The 17,695-nt window shown below is 66.8% G+C and carries 18 protein-coding genes; 14 read left to right on the top strand and 4 right to left on the bottom strand.

Annotation, left to right across the window (positions count from 1 at the left end; all coding sequences use genetic code 11):
• Positions 1–11 precede the first annotated feature (11 nt).
• From ppk2 to VV867_RS06130, 4 genes are all read left to right on the top strand, one after another.
• The gene (gene ppk2 / locus VV867_RS06145) at positions 12–932 is read left to right on the top strand and encodes a polyphosphate kinase 2 (RefSeq protein ID WP_275627330.1); all 921 of its coding nucleotides are present in this window, start codon (positions 12–14) and stop codon (positions 930–932) included.
• A 316-nt stretch (positions 933–1,248) separates the two neighbouring features.
• Positions 1,249–2,856 carry an inorganic phosphate transporter gene (locus VV867_RS06140; protein WP_275627329.1) on the top strand — a complete coding sequence of 536 codons (1,608 nt, stop codon included), beginning with the start codon at positions 1,249–1,251 and terminating at the stop codon, positions 2,854–2,856.
• Positions 2,857–3,347: 491 nt separating this feature from the next.
• On the top strand, positions 3,348–4,586 hold the full coding sequence (locus VV867_RS06135; protein ID WP_275630520.1) for a glutamine synthetase family protein: 1,239 nt from the start codon (positions 3,348–3,350) through the stop codon (positions 4,584–4,586).
• A gap of 191 nt (positions 4,587–4,777) precedes the next feature.
• The gene (locus tag VV867_RS06130) at positions 4,778–6,103 is read left to right on the top strand and encodes an MFS transporter (RefSeq protein WP_109934148.1); all 1,326 of its coding nucleotides are present in this window, start codon (positions 4,778–4,780) and stop codon (positions 6,101–6,103) included.
• 36 nt (positions 6,104–6,139) lie between these two features.
• On the opposite strand, the gene VV867_RS06125 is transcribed toward VV867_RS06130, so the two are convergent.
• The 4 genes from VV867_RS06125 to flgA all read right to left on the bottom strand — a co-directional run bounded on the left by VV867_RS06125 (position 6,140) and on the right by flgA (position 8,628).
• Positions 6,140–6,889, bottom strand: coding sequence for a flagellar brake protein (locus tag VV867_RS06125; RefSeq protein WP_109934149.1), 750 nt, complete (start codon positions 6,887–6,889; stop codon positions 6,140–6,142).
• A gap of 90 nt (positions 6,890–6,979) precedes the next feature.
• A complete protein-coding gene (locus VV867_RS06120) occupies positions 6,980–7,447 on the bottom strand; it encodes a flagella synthesis protein FlgN (RefSeq protein WP_089391808.1) in 468 nt (155 codons plus the stop codon).
• Positions 7,448–7,487: 40 nt separating this feature from the next.
• Positions 7,488–7,805 (bottom strand): flagellar biosynthesis anti-sigma factor FlgM, encoded by a 318-nt coding sequence (gene flgM / locus VV867_RS06115; RefSeq protein WP_275627328.1) that lies wholly within the window; start codon positions 7,803–7,805, stop codon positions 7,488–7,490.
• Positions 7,806–7,938: 133 nt separating this feature from the next.
• Positions 7,939–8,628, bottom strand: a complete 690-nt coding sequence (gene flgA / locus VV867_RS06110; RefSeq protein ID WP_109934151.1) for a flagellar basal body P-ring formation chaperone FlgA — start codon at positions 8,626–8,628, stop codon at positions 7,939–7,941.
• Positions 8,629–8,766: 138 nt separating this feature from the next.
• Between flgA and VV867_RS06105 the strand changes: the two genes are divergently transcribed.
• The 10 genes from VV867_RS06105 (at position 8,767) to VV867_RS06060 (ending at position 17,695) form a co-directional block, all read left to right on the top strand.
• Positions 8,767–9,699 carry a chemotaxis protein CheV gene (locus tag VV867_RS06105; RefSeq protein WP_275627327.1) on the top strand — a complete coding sequence of 311 codons (933 nt, stop codon included), beginning with the start codon at positions 8,767–8,769 and terminating at the stop codon, positions 9,697–9,699.
• A 110-nt stretch (positions 9,700–9,809) separates the two neighbouring features.
• Complete coding sequence (gene cheR, locus VV867_RS06100; protein ID WP_371921145.1) at positions 9,810–10,616, top strand: protein-glutamate O-methyltransferase CheR; 807 nt, start codon at positions 9,810–9,812, stop codon at positions 10,614–10,616.
• Between the two features lie 528 nt (positions 10,617–11,144).
• The gene (gene flgB, locus VV867_RS06095) at positions 11,145–11,552 is read left to right on the top strand and encodes a flagellar basal body rod protein FlgB (protein WP_089391803.1); all 408 of its coding nucleotides are present in this window, start codon (positions 11,145–11,147) and stop codon (positions 11,550–11,552) included.
• A 5-nt stretch (positions 11,553–11,557) separates the two neighbouring features.
• Positions 11,558–11,998, top strand: a complete 441-nt coding sequence (gene flgC / locus VV867_RS06090) for a flagellar basal body rod protein FlgC (protein ID WP_089391802.1) — start codon at positions 11,558–11,560, stop codon at positions 11,996–11,998.
• A gap of 16 nt (positions 11,999–12,014) precedes the next feature.
• Entirely contained in the window at positions 12,015–12,716 is a 702-nt protein-coding gene (flgD, locus tag VV867_RS06085; protein WP_089391801.1) for a flagellar hook assembly protein FlgD, read from the top strand.
• A gap of 27 nt (positions 12,717–12,743) precedes the next feature.
• On the top strand, positions 12,744–14,051 hold the full coding sequence (gene flgE, locus VV867_RS06080; RefSeq protein WP_328565868.1) for a flagellar hook protein FlgE: 1,308 nt from the start codon (positions 12,744–12,746) through the stop codon (positions 14,049–14,051).
• A gap of 193 nt (positions 14,052–14,244) precedes the next feature.
• Positions 14,245–14,988, top strand: a complete 744-nt coding sequence (flgF, locus tag VV867_RS06075) for a flagellar basal-body rod protein FlgF (RefSeq protein ID WP_089391799.1) — start codon at positions 14,245–14,247, stop codon at positions 14,986–14,988.
• A gap of 46 nt (positions 14,989–15,034) precedes the next feature.
• A complete protein-coding gene (flgG, locus tag VV867_RS06070; protein ID WP_074976357.1) occupies positions 15,035–15,820 on the top strand; it encodes a flagellar basal-body rod protein FlgG in 786 nt (261 codons plus the stop codon).
• A gap of 58 nt (positions 15,821–15,878) precedes the next feature.
• Positions 15,879–16,571 carry a flagellar basal body L-ring protein FlgH gene (gene flgH / locus VV867_RS06065; RefSeq protein ID WP_328565867.1) on the top strand — a complete coding sequence of 231 codons (693 nt, stop codon included), beginning with the start codon at positions 15,879–15,881 and terminating at the stop codon, positions 16,569–16,571.
• Between the two features lie 14 nt (positions 16,572–16,585).
• Entirely contained in the window at positions 16,586–17,695 is a 1,110-nt protein-coding gene (locus VV867_RS06060; RefSeq protein WP_275627322.1) for a flagellar basal body P-ring protein FlgI, read from the top strand.

Raw genomic sequence — 17,695 nt, 5'->3', positions numbered from 1 at the left:
AGGTCCCGGCCATGCCACTGAGCAACGACAACCTGATCCGCCGCATCCACCGCGAGCTGCTCGACCACAGCGACGAGGAGCTGGAGCTGGAACTGCTGGAGGACGTGCACAACCTCGACGAGCTGTTCGACGATCACATTCCCGATGGCGACGAGGAAAAGATCGCCCGCCGCCGCTACTTCAGCGAGCTGTTCCGCCTGCAGGGCGAACTGGTGAAGCTGCAGAGCTGGGTGGTGAAGACCGGGCACAAGCTGGTGATCCTCTTCGAGGGGCGCGACGCAGCGGGCAAGGGCGGGGTGATCAAGCGCATCACCCAGCGCCTCAACCCGCGGGTGTGCCGGGTGGCCGCGCTGCCGGCGCCGAACGACCGCGAGCGCACCCAGTGGTACTTCCAGCGCTACGTCTCGCACCTGCCGGCGGCGGGGGAGATCGTGCTGTTCGACCGCAGCTGGTACAACCGCGCCGGCGTCGAACGGGTGATGGGCTTCTGCAACGACGAGCAGTACGAGGAATTCTTCCGCAGCGTGCCGGAGTTCGAGCGCATGCTGGCGCGCTCGGGCATCCAGCTGATCAAGTACTGGTTCTCGATCACCGACGAGGAACAGCACATGCGCTTCTTGAGCCGCATCCACGACCCGCTCAAGCAGTGGAAGCTCAGCCCCATGGACCTGGAGTCGCGGCGGCGCTGGGAGGCCTACACCAAGGCCAAGGAAATCATGATCGAGCGCACCCACATCGCCGAGGCACCCTGGTGGGTGGTGCAGGCCGACGACAAGAAGCGCGCGCGGCTGAACTGCATCCACCACCTGCTGGGCCAGGTGCCCTACGAGGAGGTGGCGCACCTGCACGTCGAGCTGCCGATGCGCCAGCGCCATGCCGACTACGTGCGGATTCCGACGCCGGGGGAGATGGTGGTGCCTGAGCGGTATTGAGTCCGCGCCAAGGGCCGGGCGCGGCGTAGGGCGAATAACGCCCCAGGCGTTATCCGCCGTTTGACCTTGGTTACCGGCCCGCTCGGTTCCGGGCTTGGCGCTGGTCACGCATTTCCCCGGCTCGACCGAGGCAGGGTCGATGAGCAAGGTGAGGCGGCGTATAACCGCGAACGGTTATACGCCCTACACCAGGGCGACCTTTGCGCGGGGTCGCCGCTTGGCCTGGCTTGCCGGGCGCTCGTGGCTCGCCAGACATAAATTGTCACACTTGCCCGTCATGCTGGCGCGGTCATCCCCCGCAACCGGATTTTCCCGCATGACTAGCGAAACCCTGGCCAGCGCCGCCGTCGTCGAAGGCCGCCCGCACCTGGACGGCAAGCCCGGCCGCCTCACCGCCCTGGCGTTCTATGCGTTGCTGGCCGTCGGCCTGCTGTTCTCCGCCTGGAGCCTGGTCCACGACGTCGACGAGGTGGCCAGCGCGGTCACCACCTGGACGCCTTTCCTGCTGCTGGGCGTGGCCCTGCTGATCGCCCTCGGGTTCGAGTTCGTCAACGGCTTCCACGACACCGCCAACGCCGTGGCCACCGTCATCTATACCCATTCGCTGCCGCCGCACTTCGCGGTGGTCTGGTCCGGCTGCTTCAACTTCCTCGGCGTGCTGCTCTCCAGCGGCGCGGTGGCCTTCGGCATCATCGCCCTGCTGCCGGTGGAGCTGATCCTGCAAGTCGGCTCCTCTGCCGGCTTCGCCATGGTCTTCGCCCTGCTGATCGCCGCCATCCTGTGGAACCTCGGCACCTGGTGGCTGGGCCTGCCGGCGTCGTCCTCGCACACCCTGATCGGCTCGATCATCGGCGTCGGCGTGGCCAACGCGCTGATGCACGGGCGTGACGGCACCAGCGGCGTGGACTGGGCGCAGGCGAGCAAGGTCGGCTACTCGCTGCTGCTCTCGCCGCTGATCGGTTTCGTCTGCTCGGCGCTGTTGCTGCTGGCCCTGCGCCTGCTGGTGAAGAACCGTGCGCTATACAAGGCACCCAAGGCCAAGGCGCCGCCGCCGTGGTGGATCCGCGGCCTGCTGGTGCTGACCTGCACCGGGGTGTCCTTCGCCCACGGCTCCAACGACGGGCAGAAGGGCATGGGCCTGATAATGCTGATCCTGATCGGCACCGTACCCATGGCCTACGCGCTGAACCGCACCATCCCGGCCGACCAGACCACCGCCTTCGTGGTACTCGCCGAGGCCACCCAGCAGGGCCTGCTGCGCAGCACCCAGGCCACGGCGCCGGCCGACCCGCGCCCGGTGCTCTCGGAATACATCCGCAGCCATGAGCTGAAGCCGGCCCTGGTGCCCTCGCTGGCCGCGCTGACCGGCAGCATAGGCGCCGAGGTGAAGAACTACGGCAGCCTGGCCAAGGTGCCCGCCGAGGCCATGGCCAACGTGCGCAACGACATGTACCTGGCCTCCGAGACCATCCGCGTGATGGACAAGGACAAGGTCGGCGGCTTCGACGCCGACACCCAGGCGCGCCTGCAGGCGTTCAAGGGCAAGATCGACGACGCCACCCGCTTCATCCCGCTGTGGGTGAAGATCGCCGTGGCCATCGCCCTGGGCCTGGGCACCATGGTCGGCTGGAAGCGCATCGTGGTGACCGTCGGCGAGAAGATCGGCAAGAGCCACCTGACCTATGCCCAGGGCGCCTCGGCCGAGGTGGTGGCGATGCTCACCATCGGCGCGGCCGACATGTACGGCCTGCCGGTGTCCACCACCCACGTGCTGTCCTCCGGCGTGGCCGGCACCATGGCGGCCAACGGCTCGGGCCTGCAGATGCGCACCATCCGCAACCTGCTGATGGCCTGGGTGCTGACGCTGCCGGCGGCCATCGTGCTGTCCGCCTCGCTGTACTGGCTGTTCACCCGGTTGTTGTGACGGACCGCCCGTTTCGAAGCGCCGCCCCTCGGGGCGGCGTTTTCGTTCATGGGTGCGGTGTGTGGCGTAACCCGTAGGAGCGGGCCCTGCCCGCGATATCGCGCGCAGGGCGCGCTCCTACATGGGAATGGTGCGGGCGGGGCAGCCCCGTAGGATGGGTTGAGCGAAGCGATACCCATCACCTCCACTGTTCGCGATGGAGCTGCGGGGGAAACCAGAGGCGGTTCGCGAGCAAGCGCGCTCCTACAGGATGGGGCCGCGCTCTTCGTAGGAGCGAGCTTGCTCGCGAACAGAAACATCCCCTTTGCCTGCTTGAAATATCGAACGACCGGTGCGTATTTTGTACGGGTCGCACAGCCTGTGCGGCCGTATTACAAGGATAAGAAGTCATGACTAGCGAAGGACGCAGCCCGCTCGCCGAGCACCTGGCTGGAGTCGAAGAGATCGAATGCGTCACCCCCGACCTCAACGGGGTGCCGCGCGGCAAGGTGATGACCGGCGAGGGCTTCCTCTCCGGGCGGCGCCTGCAGCTGGCCCGCGGCGTGCTGCTGCAGTGCATCATGGGCGGCTACCCGCCGGCGCGCTTCTACGGCAGCGACGACGGCGACCTGGCCCTGGTCGCCGAGCCCACCCAGGTGCACCGCCTGCCCTGGAGCGACACCCCGCGTGCCCTGGCCATCTGCGATGCGGTGGAGCTGGACGGCCAGCCCTCCGGCCTGTCCAGCCGCGGCCTGCTCAAGCAGGTGGTGGCGCGCTACGCCGAGCATGGCTGGCAGCCGGTGGTGGCCACCGAGCTGGAATTCTTCGTCTTCGCCCCCAACCCGGACCCGCACCAGCCGTTCCAGCCGCCGCTGGGCCTGGATGGCCGCCGCGAGATGGGCCACTCGGCGTTCAGCGTTTCATCCAACAACGGCCTGCGCCCGTTCTTCGAGGACGTCTACCGCTGCATGGCCGCGGTGGGGCTGGAGCGCGACACCTTCATGCACGAGATGGGCACCAGCCAGTTCGAGATCAACTTCCTGCACGGCGACCCCGTGCTGCTGGCCGACCAGACCTTCCTGTTCAAGCACCTGCTCAAGGAGGTGGCGCTCAAGCACGGCCTGCTGGTGGTCTGCATGGCCAAGCCGCTGGCGCACACCCCGGGCAGCTCCATGCACATCCACCAGAGCGTGGTGGACGGCGAGGGCCGCAACATCTTCAGCGACGCCGATGGCGAGGCCACCCCGGCTTTCCGTCATTTCATCGGCGGCCTTCAGGCCTGCCTGGCCGATTTCACCCTGCTGTTCGCGCCCAACGTCAATTCGTTCCAGCGCCTGTGCCACCCCTACGCCTCGCCGAACAACGCCTGCTGGTCCCACGACAACCGGGCCGCCGGCCTGCGCATCCCGGCCAGCCCGCCGGTGGCGCGGCGGGTGGAGAACCGCCTGCCGGGCGCCGACGCCAACCCCTACCTGGCCATCGCCGCCAGCCTGGCCGCCGGCCTGCACGGCATCGAGAACGAGCTGGAGCCCGACACGGCCATCCAGGGCGAGTTCGAGGTGCCGGACGAGCTGCTGCTGCCCTGCACGATGTACGACGCATTGCGCCGCCTGAAGCGCAGCGAGCTGGCGCGGCGGATGTTCGGCGCCGAATTCGTCGATGGCTATGCGGCCAGCAAGGAGATGGAGCTGACCAGCTTCTTCGACGAGATCAGCCCCTGGGAGCGGCGCGTTCTCGCTGCCCAGGCGTGACCTGCGCGGGGCCCGCCACGGCGGGTCCCGACCACCGGCTTTGCCGTGGACGACGCCTTCCACCGCGTACCCGTCATGGGGCTCGACGCGCCTCGCGCCAGGCTCTAGGCTGGTAGCGAACGCCCGCCTTCGCGCGGGCGGCTTTGTGTAGTACGGCGGCGCCCTGCCGCCCGTCTTGGACCGGAGGTCCGATGCGGATTTTCACTGCCTTCCGTGCGCTTTACTTCGCCACCCTCACCCTGCTGACCGGCTCCGGCCTGCTGAGTACCTACCTGGGCCTGCGCCTGGCTGCCGAGAAGGTCGACGGCCTGTGGATCGGCGCCATGATGGCGGCCTACTACCTGGGCCTGGTGCTGGGCGGCAAGATCGGCCACCGGCTGATCGCCCGGGTCGGCCACATCCGTGCCTACGTGGCCTGCGGCGGCCTGGTCACCGCGGCGGTGCTGGGCATCGGCCTGACCAGCTGGCCGGCGATCTGGCTGCTGCTGCGAACGCTCATCGGCCTGGGCATGATGTGCCAGTACATGGTCATCGAGAGCTGGCTCAACGAGCAGGCCGAGGCGCGCCAGCGCGGCGCGGTGTTCGCCGGCTACATGGTGGCCTCCTACCTGGGGCTGGTGGCCGGCCAGCTGATCCTGGTGGTGCACCCGGGGCTGGGGCCGGACCTGCCGATGATGATCGCGCTGGCCTTCGCCCTGTCGCTGATCCCGGTGTCCATCACCCACAAGGTCCACCCCGCGCCGTTGCGCCCGGCACCGCTGGAGCCGCGTTTCTTCATCCAGCGGGTGCCGCAGTCGCTGACCACGGTGCTGGTCTCCGGGCTGGTGATCGGTTCCTTCTACGGCCTGGCGCCACTGTACGCCACCGAGCAGGGCCTGAGCGTCGAGCAGATCGGCGTGTTCATGGGCGTATGCATCTTCGCCGGGCTGCTGGTGCAGTGGCCGCTGGGCTGGCTGTCGGACCGCTACGACCGCGCGCTGCTGATCCGCAACGCCGGCATCCTGCTGCTGGTGTTCGCCTTGCCGCTGGCGGCGCTGCCGTCGCTGCCGATGGAGGCCATGGTGCCCATGGGCTTCATGGTCTGCCTGGTGCAGTTCACCCTTTACCCGCTGGCGGTGGCCTTCTCCAACGACCACGTCGAGGGTGAACGGCGGGTATCGCTGACCGCCATGCTGCTGGTCACCTTCGGCGTCGGCGCCTGCATCGGCCCGCTGGCGACCGGCGCGCTGATGCGCGCCTTCGGGCCGAACATGCTCTATGCCTTCGCCGCGACCTGTGCGCTGATCGTCATCTGGCGCGTGCGCCCGGAGAAGGTCAGCGGCCTGCACCGCGTCGACGAGGCGCCGGTCAAGCACGTGCCCACGCCGGACAGCCTGGCCACCTCGCCACTGTCGGCGGCGCTCGACCCGCGGGTGGCCGACGAGACGGTGACGGAGCAGATGAAGACCGCTCCGGCGCCGGCGGAGCCCGAGGCGCCTGCCGTGGCCGAGGAGGAAGAGGAGAGCCGGCCGGGGTAGGGCAGGGGAAGGGAAGCGCCCGCTGGCTGGCGGGCGCTAGAACAGCTCGTCTTTCTCGAAGCGCCGCGCTTCGCGCTGCAGCTGGTAGACGAAGCGTTCGATGTGGCGCTGCTCCAGGCCGCTCATGCGGTTGAAGCGCAGCCCGGCGAAGCTCGTGTTGACCTTCTCGTCGAAGTGCACGTGGCGCAGTTCCACTTCCACGGTGATGGCGCCGAACGGCAGGCGGGCGGTGAAGCGCTCGTAGAGCTGGCCGGGTTGCAGGCGCTCGTGCACGTCGCCGGCGAAGCGCACCTTGCAGCCGGTGGCGGAGATGTCCAGCAGGTTGCCGGTCAGGGCGGCCTTGAGCTTGTCGCCGGCCAGTTCCACGGTGACCGGCTGGGTCTGCTTGAGGGTGGCGCGGTAGGCGTTGCGGCGCTGGTGGTAGAGCATTTCCGGCGGCATCGGCAGCCAGTAGCAGCGGGCGCCGTCGAGTTCGCTGAACTGCGCGCCCTGCTGGCATTCCCAGGCGATCCGCACGCCTTCGTGAAAGGCTTCGATGCGGAAGCTCTCGCCGTTCTGCAGGAAACGTTCCCCGTCATTGGGAATCAGTTCGTCGAGGGCCACGCGGTTGCGCTCGCGGTCTACCGCGACGACGAAGCTCTGGAAACGCTGGTTGCGCTCGGCGAAGCTGATCACCAGCGGGTCATGGCTGTCCATCAGGATTCGCAGGTTGGCCTGGATCTCCACGGCCGCCTTGAGCGTCTTCGGCGGTTGCGGGCCATTTTCCTCGGCGAACGGGCTTGCCACGGTCCTACGATCTCCAGATGTATTTATTGTGGGAATTTTCTTTTGCAAGGCGATGGCATTCTGCCGCATCGCCTGGCCGGGCGCCAGGGCTCAGGCCTGGCTGAGGGGACGTTGGCGGTTGCCCTGGGTCGCGCCGCCGCGGCGGTCGTAGAGGCTGGGCGTGTCCTGGCCGCGGAGGATGTCCAGCAGGCGCCCGGTGGCGTGCTGGTCGTTGCGGATGACGCGGCCGTTGCGCAAGTTGGCCTGCTGGCACTGTTCCAGCAGCGCCGCCAGGCGCTCGCTGAGTTCGACGGTGGTCGGCGCCACCTTGCCCTGGGCGGCCAGCGCGGCGAGGCCGGCGCGGTCGCTGCTGACGCCGGCCTGGCGCAGTGCCTCGCTGCGCTGGCGGCCATTGCGCTCCAGCTGCTGGAGCAGCGGCAGCTTGCTTTCGAGCAGGCCCTGCAGGCGCTCCAGGTCACGCGCCTCGAGGGCGTGGAATTCATCCTCGATCAGCTGCAGAAGAGCCTCGGCGGCGCCGATATCCTCGGTGATCAGGTGGAGCAGGCTGGCGTTCGGCATGGCGGCTCGGCGTTCAGGGCGTCCTTGGAAAACCCCGCGCTCAGCGCTGGGATTCGAAGTCGAGCAGTTTGCCGGCGACTTTCTGGCTGTCGACCTGGTAGCTGCCATCGGCGATGGCCTGCTTGAGCCGCGCGACCTTTTCCGAGTCGACGACGGGTTGGTCTTTCAGCTGGTCGCTGGCTTTCTGCAATTGCTGGGCGGTGCTGCTCAGTTGCACGGACTCACCGCTGCCAGTGGCCTGCGCGCTGCCGGCGCTTTCGCTGCCGGCGGCTTCGCCACGGCCGGCCTGGGGCTTGCCGGTGCTGCCGGTGGAGACCGGCGCGCTGGCATTGTTCAGCCGGTTGAAGTCGATGACCATGGTAGTGAACCTCTGCGGGTTTAGGACGCTTGCCTGTAGGTTTCGGCTGACATCCAGAAAACTTTAGGGCGGTTTTTCGTGCACCTTCGCACAGTTTAGTGAAGGCGGGCGCGCCAGCGCCAGACTTCCGCCGCTAGAGCGTGACCTGCACCGCGCCTGGTTCCACCACCCGGGCCCTGATGATGCGCTGCGAACGCAGGTTGCGCACGCGTATCTGCTCGCCGGGCACCCCGTCGGCCATGGCTTCGCCGGGCATCACCACGTTGACCGTGCCGGTTTGCGCGCGGATCACCACCTGGTCGCCCTTGCGCACTGCCGCGGCCTGTTCGAGGAACACCGGGGCGAGGATCTGGTCGCTGACCGTCGGTCGCTTGAGCTTCTGCCCGACGGCCTGCTGCGGGTCGGTCAGGTAGCCCTGGCTGAGCAGGCCGATGTCGCGCTCCACCAGGCTGATGTCGCCCGGCTCCAGCACGTGGTCGCGCTTGAGCGGCAGGGTGGTCACCAGCACCTGGCGGAACAGCTTGACCTGGGCCGGCACGTACACCGACCAGGGCGAGGAACCGTCGCAGCGCACCAGCACCGAGACGCGTCCCACGGGCTGCGCGGGGCTTTCCAGTGACTGCGTCAGGTCCTTGTCGCAGGCCGCCAGGCGCAGGCGCGGGTCGATGCGTGCCACTTCTATCTCGTAGCGCGCGTCGATACCGCTGCGTTGCAGATAATCTTCCACCTTGAACTCAAGAAAGCCCTGGGTGGAGCCGATAAGAATCTCGGGCGCGGTAAAGTCGTCGGCCCAGGTCGGACCCGGGGCGAATGCGCCCAGCATGCACAGCACTCCACAGAGTGACCGGACATGGGCTCGGGGCCGTCGGAAAAACGTCGTTGGCAGTTTCATGCCACGACTTCAAGCAAGGCTCGTGCCGATTGTCGCCATGCGCGGCACGGCGGATACGAAGGGGGCGCAATGGCCGGAGTCATGGATTCGGTCAACCAGCGGACGCAGCTGGTTGGGCAGAATCGTCTCGAACTGCTGCTGTTCCGGCTGGATGGCAGCCAGTTGTACGGCATCAACGTGTTCAAGGTGAAGGAGGTACTGCAGTGCCCGCGCCTGACCGTGATGCCCAAGTCCAGCCCGGTGGTGCGCGGGGTGGCGAACATCCGCGGCGGCACCATCCCGATCCTCGACCTGTCGATGGCCACCGGCCGTCGCGGCCTGCGCGAGATCAACAACAGCTTCGTGATCATCACCGAGTACAACACCAAGGTGCAGGGCTTCCTGGTGCATTCGGTGGAGCGCATCGTCAACATGAACTGGGAGGAGATCCATCCGCCACCCAAGGGCACCGGCCGCGAGCACTACCTGACGGCGGTGACGCGGGTGGACAAGCAACTGGTGGAGATCATCGACGTGGAGAAGATCCTCGCCGAGGTCGCGCCCACCAGCGAGGACATCTCCGAAGGCGTGATCGACGCCGACACCCAGGCCCAGGCGGTGAGCAAGCGGGTGCTGGTGGTGGACGATTCCTCGGTGGCGCGCAAGCAGCTGATCCGCTGCCTGGAGACCGTGGGCGTGGAAGTGCTCGCGCTCAATGACGGACGCCAGGCGCTGGACTACCTTCAACAGATGCTTGCCGCTGCTGGCAATCCGGGCCAGGAATTGCTGATGGTGATCTCCGACATCGAGATGCCGGAAATGGATGGCTACACCCTGACCGCGGAGATTCGCCACGATCCGCGGCTGCAGGACCTGCACATTCTCCTGCATACTTCGCTGTCCGGGGTGTTCAACCAGGCGATGGTGCGGAAGGTCGGGGCCAACGACTTCCTCGCCAAGTTCCGGCCCGATGACCTGGCGGCGCGTGTCGTCGAGCGCATCAAGGCGGCGGACGCACGCTGAGGAGGGCACTTCGGGGTAGTCTGCAACGGCCGGGGGCGACCCCGGCCGCCTGGCGTCCGGACCGGCGCCGGGCCAACTGGAAAGAGGCGTGATCGGTGACATCGACCAACATGGAATTCGAGCTGTTCCGGGATTTCCTGGAGAAGGCCTGCGGCATCGTCCTGGGTGCCAACAAGCAGTACCTGGTCGCCAGCCGCCTGAACAAGCTGATGGAGCAGCAGGGCATCAGGAGCCTGGGCGAGCTGGTGCAGAAGATCCAGGTCCGCAGCCAGCTGCGCGAGCAGGTGGTGGATGCCATGACCACCAACGAGACCCTCTGGTTTCGCGACACCTATCCCTTCGAGGTGCTGAAGAACCGTATCCTCGCTGAAATGATCAAGGCCAGCCCGGGCCAGCGCCTGCGCATCTGGTCGGCGGCCTGCTCCTCGGGGCAGGAGCCCTACTCGCTGTCGATGACCATCGACGAGTTCGAGAAGACCAACCTCGGCCAGCTCAAGGCCGGCGTGCAGATCGTCGCCACCGACCTTTCCGGATCCATGCTCAACGCCGCCAAGGCCGGCGAGTACGACAGCCTGGCGATCGGCCGCGGGCTGTCCCAGGAGCGCCTGCAGCGCTACTTCGACGCCAAGGGGCCGGGCCGCTGGGCAGTGAAGCCGGCGATCAAGGGCCGCGTCGAGTTCCGCGCGCTGAACCTGCTGGAGAGCTACGCCACCCTGGGCAAGTTCGACCTGATCTTCTGCCGCAACGTGCTCATCTATTTCTCCGCCGAGGTCAAGCGCGACATCCTGCTGCGCATGCACGCCCAGCTCAAGCCCGGCGGCTACCTGTTCCTCGGCGCCTCCGAGGCGCTCAACGGGCTGCCGGAGCATTACCAGATGGTCCAGTGCAACCCGGGGATCATCTACAAGGCGAAGTAGCCGGACGTTACGCCGGGCGCACGTCCCTGTAGCCCGCTGGGCTCTCGCGACATCCATGTCGCATGACCTCCTGAGCGCGGCTCTGCGTAGGGCGCATAACGCCTACGGCGTTATCCGCCGCGGCCGTCGGGCACCGGCGTTCCGGCCAACGGCGGATAACCGCGAACGGTTATTCGCCCTACGGTCGAGCACGGACGTAGGAGCGGTGGCGGGGTAGGCGGACCTTGTCCGCGATTGGATTCACCGCCCACGCCGGACGCCCCGGTGGCGCGGACAGCCCCCTCTCCCGCTTGCGGGAGAGGGCCGGGGAGAGGGCGCTCTTGAGCCCAATACCTACGTCACCGGCAACCACTTCGAATGGGCAGAACGCGTTGCCGCCGGGCGGTAAGGCCTTGCCGCTTGCCGCGGTTTGCCGCCCTTTGCCGCTCGTGGAGAGGCGGCAATTCATTGATCTATAAGGATTTAACGTTTTGGCACGCACCTTGCTGAAGTGCTGGCAAGCCCACACCGGCAAACAGGTTCGTGACCATGAGCATCAGCTTCGACTCCGCCCTCGGCATCCACGCACAAGCCCTCAGCTTCCGCTCGCAGCGCGCCGAGGTGCTGGCCAATAACCTGGCCAACGCCGACACCCCCAACTACAAGGCGCGCGACCTGGACTTCGCTTCGGTGCTCGCGGCCCAGGCCGACAAGGCCAAGAGCGGCACCTTCAGCACCGCCGTCACCAACGCCCGGCATATCGAGGCCGATGGCGCGGCCATGGGCGACGACTCGCTGAAGTACCGCATCCCGACCCACCCCTCCATCGACCAGAACACTGTCGACGAGCAGGTCGAGCAGGCCAACTACGCGCAGAACGCCGTGCAGTTCCAGGCCAGCTTCACCTTCCTCAACAGCAAGTTCAAAGGCCTGATGGGCGCCCTGCGCGGAGAGTGATAGCCATGTCCCTTGCCAGTGTCTTCAACATCGCCGGTAGCGGCATGAGTGCCCAGACCACCCGTCTGAACACCACCGCCTCGAACATCGCCAACGCCGAGAGCGTGTCCTCGAGCATCGACCAGACCTACCGCGCCCGCCACCCGGTGTTCTCCGCCATGTTCCAGCAGGCGCAGAACGGCCAGGGCTCGCTGTTCCAGGACACCGACCAGGCCGGCACCGGCGTGCAGGTGCTGGGCGTGGTCGAGGACCAGAGCCCGCTGGTGCCGCGCTACGAGCCGAACCACCCGGCCGCCGACGCCAATGGCTACGTGTACTACCCCAACGTCAACGTGGTGGAGGAGATGGCCGACATGATGTCCGCCAGCCGCTCCTTCCAGAGCAACGCGGAAATGATGAACACCGCCAAGCAGATGATGCAGAAGGTCCTGACCCTGGGTCAGTAAGCGCAGAGGACGCCCCATGAGCATCGATAATACCAGCAGCACCTCGAACTCGATCCTCTCGTCGCTCAACGCCGGGTCGAGTTCCTCGTCTTCCACCTCGGAAACCGGCACCAGTGCGCTGGGCAAGGACTCGTTCCTGCAGCTGCTGGTCACCCAGCTGAACAACCAGAACCCGCTGGACCCGCAGGACAACACCCAGTTCGTTTCCCAGCTCGCCCAGTTCAGCAGCCTGGAGAGCATGGAGAACCTGGATACCACCCTGGGCAACTTCTATTCCTCGTTCCAGTCGTCCCAGGCGCTGCAGGCCTCGTCCCTGGTCGGCCGCTCGGTGATCGTCAACTCGAGCAAGGTCCAGGTCGACGACCCCAGCGCCGGCGTGCAGGGCTCGCTGGTGATGCCGTCCAACGGCGATGGCGTGACCCTGAAAATCTATGACGACGACGGCGAGCTGGTGCGCACCATCGACATGGGCAGCCAGAAGAGCGGCAACATCGACTTCACCTGGGATGGCAAGGACGACAGCGGCGAGCAGGTGGCCTCCGGCACCTACACCGTCAAGGCCAGCGCCACCCTGGATGGCACCAGCACCGCGCTGACCACCTACCTGCCGGCCACGGTCAACAGCGTCACGCTGGGCCAGAGCGGCGGGGAAATGACCCTCAATCTCGCTGGCATCGGCAGTGTCTCCGCCTCCAGCATTCAGACCATCGGAAAATAACGCCGTCCTTCGGCACGGGAGCTGACCATGTCTTTCAATACCGCCCTGAGTGGTTTGAACGCCGCTAGCACGGACCTGAACGTGACCGGCAACAACATCGCCAACGTCGGGACCACCGGCTTCAAGTCGTCGCGCACCGAGTTCGCCGACCTGTACGCCGCCTCGATGCTCGGCACCGGGCGCAATGCCGTCGGCAGCGGCGTGATCACCCAGTCGGTCTCGCAACAGTTCACCCAGGGCAACCTGACCTCCACCGGCCGCAGCCTGGACCTCGCCATCAGCGGCAACGGCTTCTTCATGGTCAGCGACAACGGCAGCCGCCTGTACACCCGCAACGGCTCCTTCAACACCGATGCCAACGGCTTCATCGTCGATGGATCGGGCAACCGTCTGCAGGGCTATGGCGTCAACGGCAACGGCTCGGTCGTCAACGGCGTGATCACCGACCTGAAGGTGGACACCTCCAACCAGCCGCCGAGCCCGACCTCGAAGATCACCTCGACCCTGAGCCTGAACTCGGCGGCCACCACGCCGACGAACGCCACCTTCGACCCCGCCGATTCCGACAGCTACAACTGGTCGACCTCGGTGGACATCTACGACTCCCAGGGCAACTCGCATACCATGACGAACTACTTCGTCAAGGACAGCAGCAACAACTGGACCATGCACACCCTGGTCGACGGCCGCTCGCCGACCGACCCGACCAGCACCACGCCGCTGGATAGCCAGCTGAGCTTCAACAGCGCCGGCCAGCTGACCGGCGTCACCTCCACCGGCATGACGGTCAATGCGGACAACACCATGACCCTCACCGGCTGGGTGCCGGCGGCGGTCGCCGACTCCACCACCGACCCGGTGACCTGGGGCCCCAATGGCGCGGCCGGGGCCGCTGGCGGCATCAGCCTCGACCTGACCAAGACCTCCCAGACCAATGCCGCCTTCGCGGTCACCGCGGTGACCCAGGACGGCTACGCCACCGGCCAGATGTCCGGCCTGGCGGTGGACGTGGACGGGCAGATGTACGCCACCTACACCAACGGCCAGTCCAAGGTGATCGGCCAACTGGTGCTGGCCAACTTCGCCAACACCCAGGGGCTGACCCCGGTGGGCAGCACCGCCTGGAAACAGTCGCTGGCCTCGGGCGAGGCGGTGATCGGCACGCCCACCTCGGGCACCCTGGGATCGGTGGGTTCCGGCTCGCTGGAAGAGTCCAACGTCGACCTGACCGCGCAACTGGTCAACCTGATAGTCGCCCAGCGCAACTACCAGGCCAACGCCAAGACCGTGCAGACCGAAAGCACCATCTCCGACACCATCATCAACCTGCGTTGATGGCGGCAAAGGCCGCTTGCCGCAGGCGGCAGTCCGTCGCCGCCTGACGGCCACCAAGGCTCCTCCGGGAGCCTTTTCTTTTTGATTCCTCCTTTCGAATCAGCGCCTTGCGCTGATTTTTCAATTCTGGCACAGCCCTTGCTGAGGTCCCTTCAGCACCGCCGGGAATCCGACCCGGCACTGGAGGAATGCCTTGGACAGAATGCTGTATGTCGCCATGAGCGGCGCGAGCCAGAACACGCAGGCTATGCAGGCTCACGCCAACAACCTGGCGAACATTTCCACGACCGGTTTCCGTCGCGACTTCGAACAGGCGCGGGCCATGCCGGTCTTCGGCGACAGCTTTCCGGCGCGCGTATTCGCCATGAGCGAACGCCCGGCCACCGATTTCACCGCCGGCGCCCTGCAGGAAACCGGGCGTGACCTGGACGTCGCCGCCAAGGGCGACGCCTGGATCGCCGTGCAGGCCCCGGATGGCGGCGAAGCCTACGTGCGCACCGGCAGCCTGGAAATCGACGCCCTCGGCCAGTTGCGCACCGGCGACGGCTTGCCGGTGCTCGGCAATGGCGGGCCCATCGCCATTCCGCCGGAAGAGAAGGTCGAGATCGGCGAGGACGGCACCATCACCGTCCGCGGCCAGGGCAACAATCCCAACGCGCTGGCCACCGTCGACCGCATCAGGCTGGTCACTCCGGACCCGAAGCAGCTGGAGAAGGGCACCGACGGCATGATCCGCATGAAGCAGGGCCAGCCGGCGCCGCAGGCCGACGCCAACGCCAGCGTGCAGTCGGGTTTCCTGGAGGCGAGCAACGTCAACGCGGTGGAAGAAATGACCTCGATCCTGGCGCTGTCCCGCCAGTTCGAGCTGCACGTGAAGATGATGCGTACCGCCGAGGACGATTCCCAGGCCATGGCGCGGGTTTTGCAATTTAGCTAATCACCAGATCGAGGCGTCATGAATCCGACGCCCGAGGAGAATCGATATGCTTCCGGCACTGTGGGTCAGCAAGACCGGCCTGTCCGCCCAGGACATGAACCTGACCACCATTTCCAACAACCTGGCGAACGTCTCGACCACCGGCTTCAAGCGCGACCGCGCGGAGTTCCAGGACCTGCTGTACCAGATCAAGCGCCAGCCCGGCGCCCAGTCGACCCAGGACAGCCAGTTGCCCTCGGGCCTGCAGCTGGGTACCGGCGTGCGCATCGTCGGCACCCAGAAGAACTTCACCGCCGGCAGCCTGCAGACCACCGACAACCCGCTGGACATGGCGGTCAACGGCCGCGGCTTCTTCCAGGTGCTGACCCCGGACGGCACCGTCGCCTACACCCGCGACGGCAGCTTCCACCTGAACTCCGACGGCCAGATCGTCACCTCCAACGGCAACGCCCTGGAGCCGGCCATCGTGGTCCCGGCGGAAACCCAGACCTTCACCGTCGGCAACGACGGTACCGTGTCGGTGACCGTGGCCGGCAACTCGCAGCCGCAGATCATCGGCAACATCCAGACCGCCGACTTCATCAACCCGGCGGGCCTGCAGGCGACCGGCAACAACCTGTTCCTGGAAACCGCCGCCAGCGGCGCTCCCCAGGTCGGCACCCCGGGCCTGAACGGCCTGGGCACCGTGCAGCAGAACACCCTGGAGAACTCCAACGTCAGCGTGGTGGAGGAGATGGTCAACATGATCACCACCCAGCGCGCCTACGAGATGAACTCCAAGGTGATCTCCACCGCCGACCAGATGCTGTCCTTCATCACCCAGAACCTTTGATGCATGACGCGGGCCCCGTGGCCCGCGAGTTAGTGGCTCTCCCCGAGAGGTAGTTGCAATGAACCGTTCCCATCTTCTCCCGCTGCTGGCGCTCGCTGCGCTGGCCGGTTGCGTCAGTCCTCCGCCGAAGCCGGACGACCCGTACTACGCGCCGGTCATGCCACGCACGCCCATGCCCGCGGCACAGAACAACGGTTCCATCTACCAGGCCGGGTTCGACAACAACCTCTACGGCGACCGCAAGGCCTTCCGTATCGGTGACATCATCACCATCACCCTCAACGAGAAGACCCAGGCGAGCAAGAAGGCCAACTCGGACATCTCCAAGGACAGCAGCAACAAGATGGGCCTGACCTCGCTGTTCGGCAGCAAGGCCACCACCAACAACCCCTTCGGCAGCGGCGACCTGAGCCTCAGCGCCGAGTACAGCGGCAACCGCGAGACCAAGGGCGACAGCGCGGCGGGGCAGAGCAACAGCCTGACCGGCTCGATCACCGTGACCGTGGCCGAAGTCATGCCCAACGGCATCCTCGCCGTGCGCGGCGAGAAATGGATGACGCTGAACACCGGCAACGAGCTGGTGCGCATCGCCGGGCTGATCCGCGCCGACGACATCGCCACCGACAACACCGTGTCCTCGACCCGCGTGGCGGATGCACGCATCACCTACTCGGGCACCGGCGCCTTCGCCGACGCCAGCCAGCCCGGTTGGCTGGACCGCTTCTTCCTCAGCCCGCTGTGGCCGTTCTGAGCAGGTGAACTGAGATGTCGATCTTCTCCCGCCTGCTCATGGTGCTTGGCCTGTCCTGCGTGGCGCTCGCCGCCCAGGCCGAGCGCCTGAAGGACATCGCCAGCATCCAGGGCGTACGCAGCAACCAGCTGATCGGCTACGGCCTGGTGGTCGGCCTCAACGGCACCGGCGACCAGACCACGCAGACGCCCTTCACCCTGCAGACCTTCAACAACATGCTGGCGCAGTTCGGCATCAAGGTGCCGGCCGGCAGCGGCAACGTGCAGCTGAAGAACGTCGCCGCGGTGTCGGTGCACGCCGACCTGCCGCCCTTCGCCAAGCCGGGCCAGGCCATCGACGTGACCATCTCCTCCATCGGCAACGCCAAGAGCCTGCGCGGCGGCAGCCTGCTGATGACCCAGCTCAAGGGCATCGACGGCCAGACCTACGCCATCGCCCAGGGCAACCTGGTGGTGGGCGGTTTCGACGCCGAGGGCCGCGACGGCTCGAAGATCACCGTCAACGTGCCCTCGGCCGGGCGCATCCCCTCCGGCGCCACCGTCGAGCGCGCGGTGCCGAGCGGCTTCGACCAGGGCAACAGCCTGACGCTGAACCTCAACCGCCCCGACTTCACCACCGCCAAGCACATCGTCGACCGCATCAACGACATGCTCGGCCCGGGCGTGGCCCAGGCCATCGACGGCGGCTCGGTGCGCGTCAGCGCGCCGCTGGACCCGAACCAGCGGGTGGACTACATGTCGGTGCTGGAGAACCTGGAGATCCAGTCCGGCGAGGCGGTGGCCAAGGTCATCATCAACTCGCGCACCGGCACCATCGTCATCGGCCAGAACGTCCGCGTGTCGCCGGCCGCCGTGACCCACGGCAGCCTCACCGTGACCATCACCGAGGACCCGATCGTCAGCCAGCCCGGCCCGCTCTCCAACGGCCAGACCGCGGTGGTGCCGCGCTCGCGGGTGAACGCCGAGCAGGAAGCCAAGCCGATGTTCAAGTTCGGCCCGGGCACCACCCTGGACGAGATCGTCCGCGCGGTGAACCAGGTGGGCGCGGCGCCCAGCGACCTGATGGCCATCCTCGAAGCCCTCAAGCAGGCCGGCGCGTTGCAGGCCGAGCTGATCGTCATCTGA

Source organism: Pseudomonas sp. JH-2 (assembly GCF_036231725.1).
GTDB classification, from domain to species: Bacteria; Pseudomonadota; Gammaproteobacteria; order Pseudomonadales; family Pseudomonadaceae; genus Pseudomonas; species Pseudomonas delhiensis.
The sequence above is the reverse complement of the archived record's forward strand: the minus strand, read 5'-3'. Positions and strand labels throughout refer to the sequence as shown.

Coding starts and splice junctions, on each gene's coding strand:
- ppk2 (WP_275627330.1), top strand. CDS start 12: ATGCCACTGAGCAACGACAACCTGATCCGCCGCATCCACCGCGAGCTG.
- VV867_RS06140 (WP_275627329.1), top strand. CDS start 1,249: ATGACTAGCGAAACCCTGGCCAGCGCCGCCGTCGTCGAAGGCCGCCCG.
- VV867_RS06135 (WP_275630520.1), top strand. CDS start 3,348: ATGACCGGCGAGGGCTTCCTCTCCGGGCGGCGCCTGCAGCTGGCCCGC.
- VV867_RS06130 (WP_109934148.1), top strand. CDS start 4,778: ATGCGGATTTTCACTGCCTTCCGTGCGCTTTACTTCGCCACCCTCACC.
- VV867_RS06120 (WP_089391808.1), bottom strand. CDS start 7,447: ATGCCGAACGCCAGCCTGCTCCACCTGATCACCGAGGATATCGGCGCC.
- flgM (WP_275627328.1), bottom strand. CDS start 7,805: ATGGTCATCGACTTCAACCGGCTGAACAATGCCAGCGCGCCGGTCTCC.
- flgA (WP_109934151.1), bottom strand. CDS start 8,628: ATGCTGGGCGCATTCGCCCCGGGTCCGACCTGGGCCGACGACTTTACC.
- VV867_RS06105 (WP_275627327.1), top strand. CDS start 8,767: ATGGCCGGAGTCATGGATTCGGTCAACCAGCGGACGCAGCTGGTTGGG.
- cheR (WP_371921145.1), top strand. CDS start 9,810: ATGGAATTCGAGCTGTTCCGGGATTTCCTGGAGAAGGCCTGCGGCATC.
- flgB (WP_089391803.1), top strand. CDS start 11,145: ATGAGCATCAGCTTCGACTCCGCCCTCGGCATCCACGCACAAGCCCTC.
- flgC (WP_089391802.1), top strand. CDS start 11,558: ATGTCCCTTGCCAGTGTCTTCAACATCGCCGGTAGCGGCATGAGTGCC.
- flgD (WP_089391801.1), top strand. CDS start 12,015: ATGAGCATCGATAATACCAGCAGCACCTCGAACTCGATCCTCTCGTCG.
- flgE (WP_328565868.1), top strand. CDS start 12,744: ATGTCTTTCAATACCGCCCTGAGTGGTTTGAACGCCGCTAGCACGGAC.
- flgG (WP_074976357.1), top strand. CDS start 15,035: ATGCTTCCGGCACTGTGGGTCAGCAAGACCGGCCTGTCCGCCCAGGAC.
- flgH (WP_328565867.1), top strand. CDS start 15,879: ATGAACCGTTCCCATCTTCTCCCGCTGCTGGCGCTCGCTGCGCTGGCC.
- VV867_RS06060 (WP_275627322.1), top strand. CDS start 16,586: ATGTCGATCTTCTCCCGCCTGCTCATGGTGCTTGGCCTGTCCTGCGTG.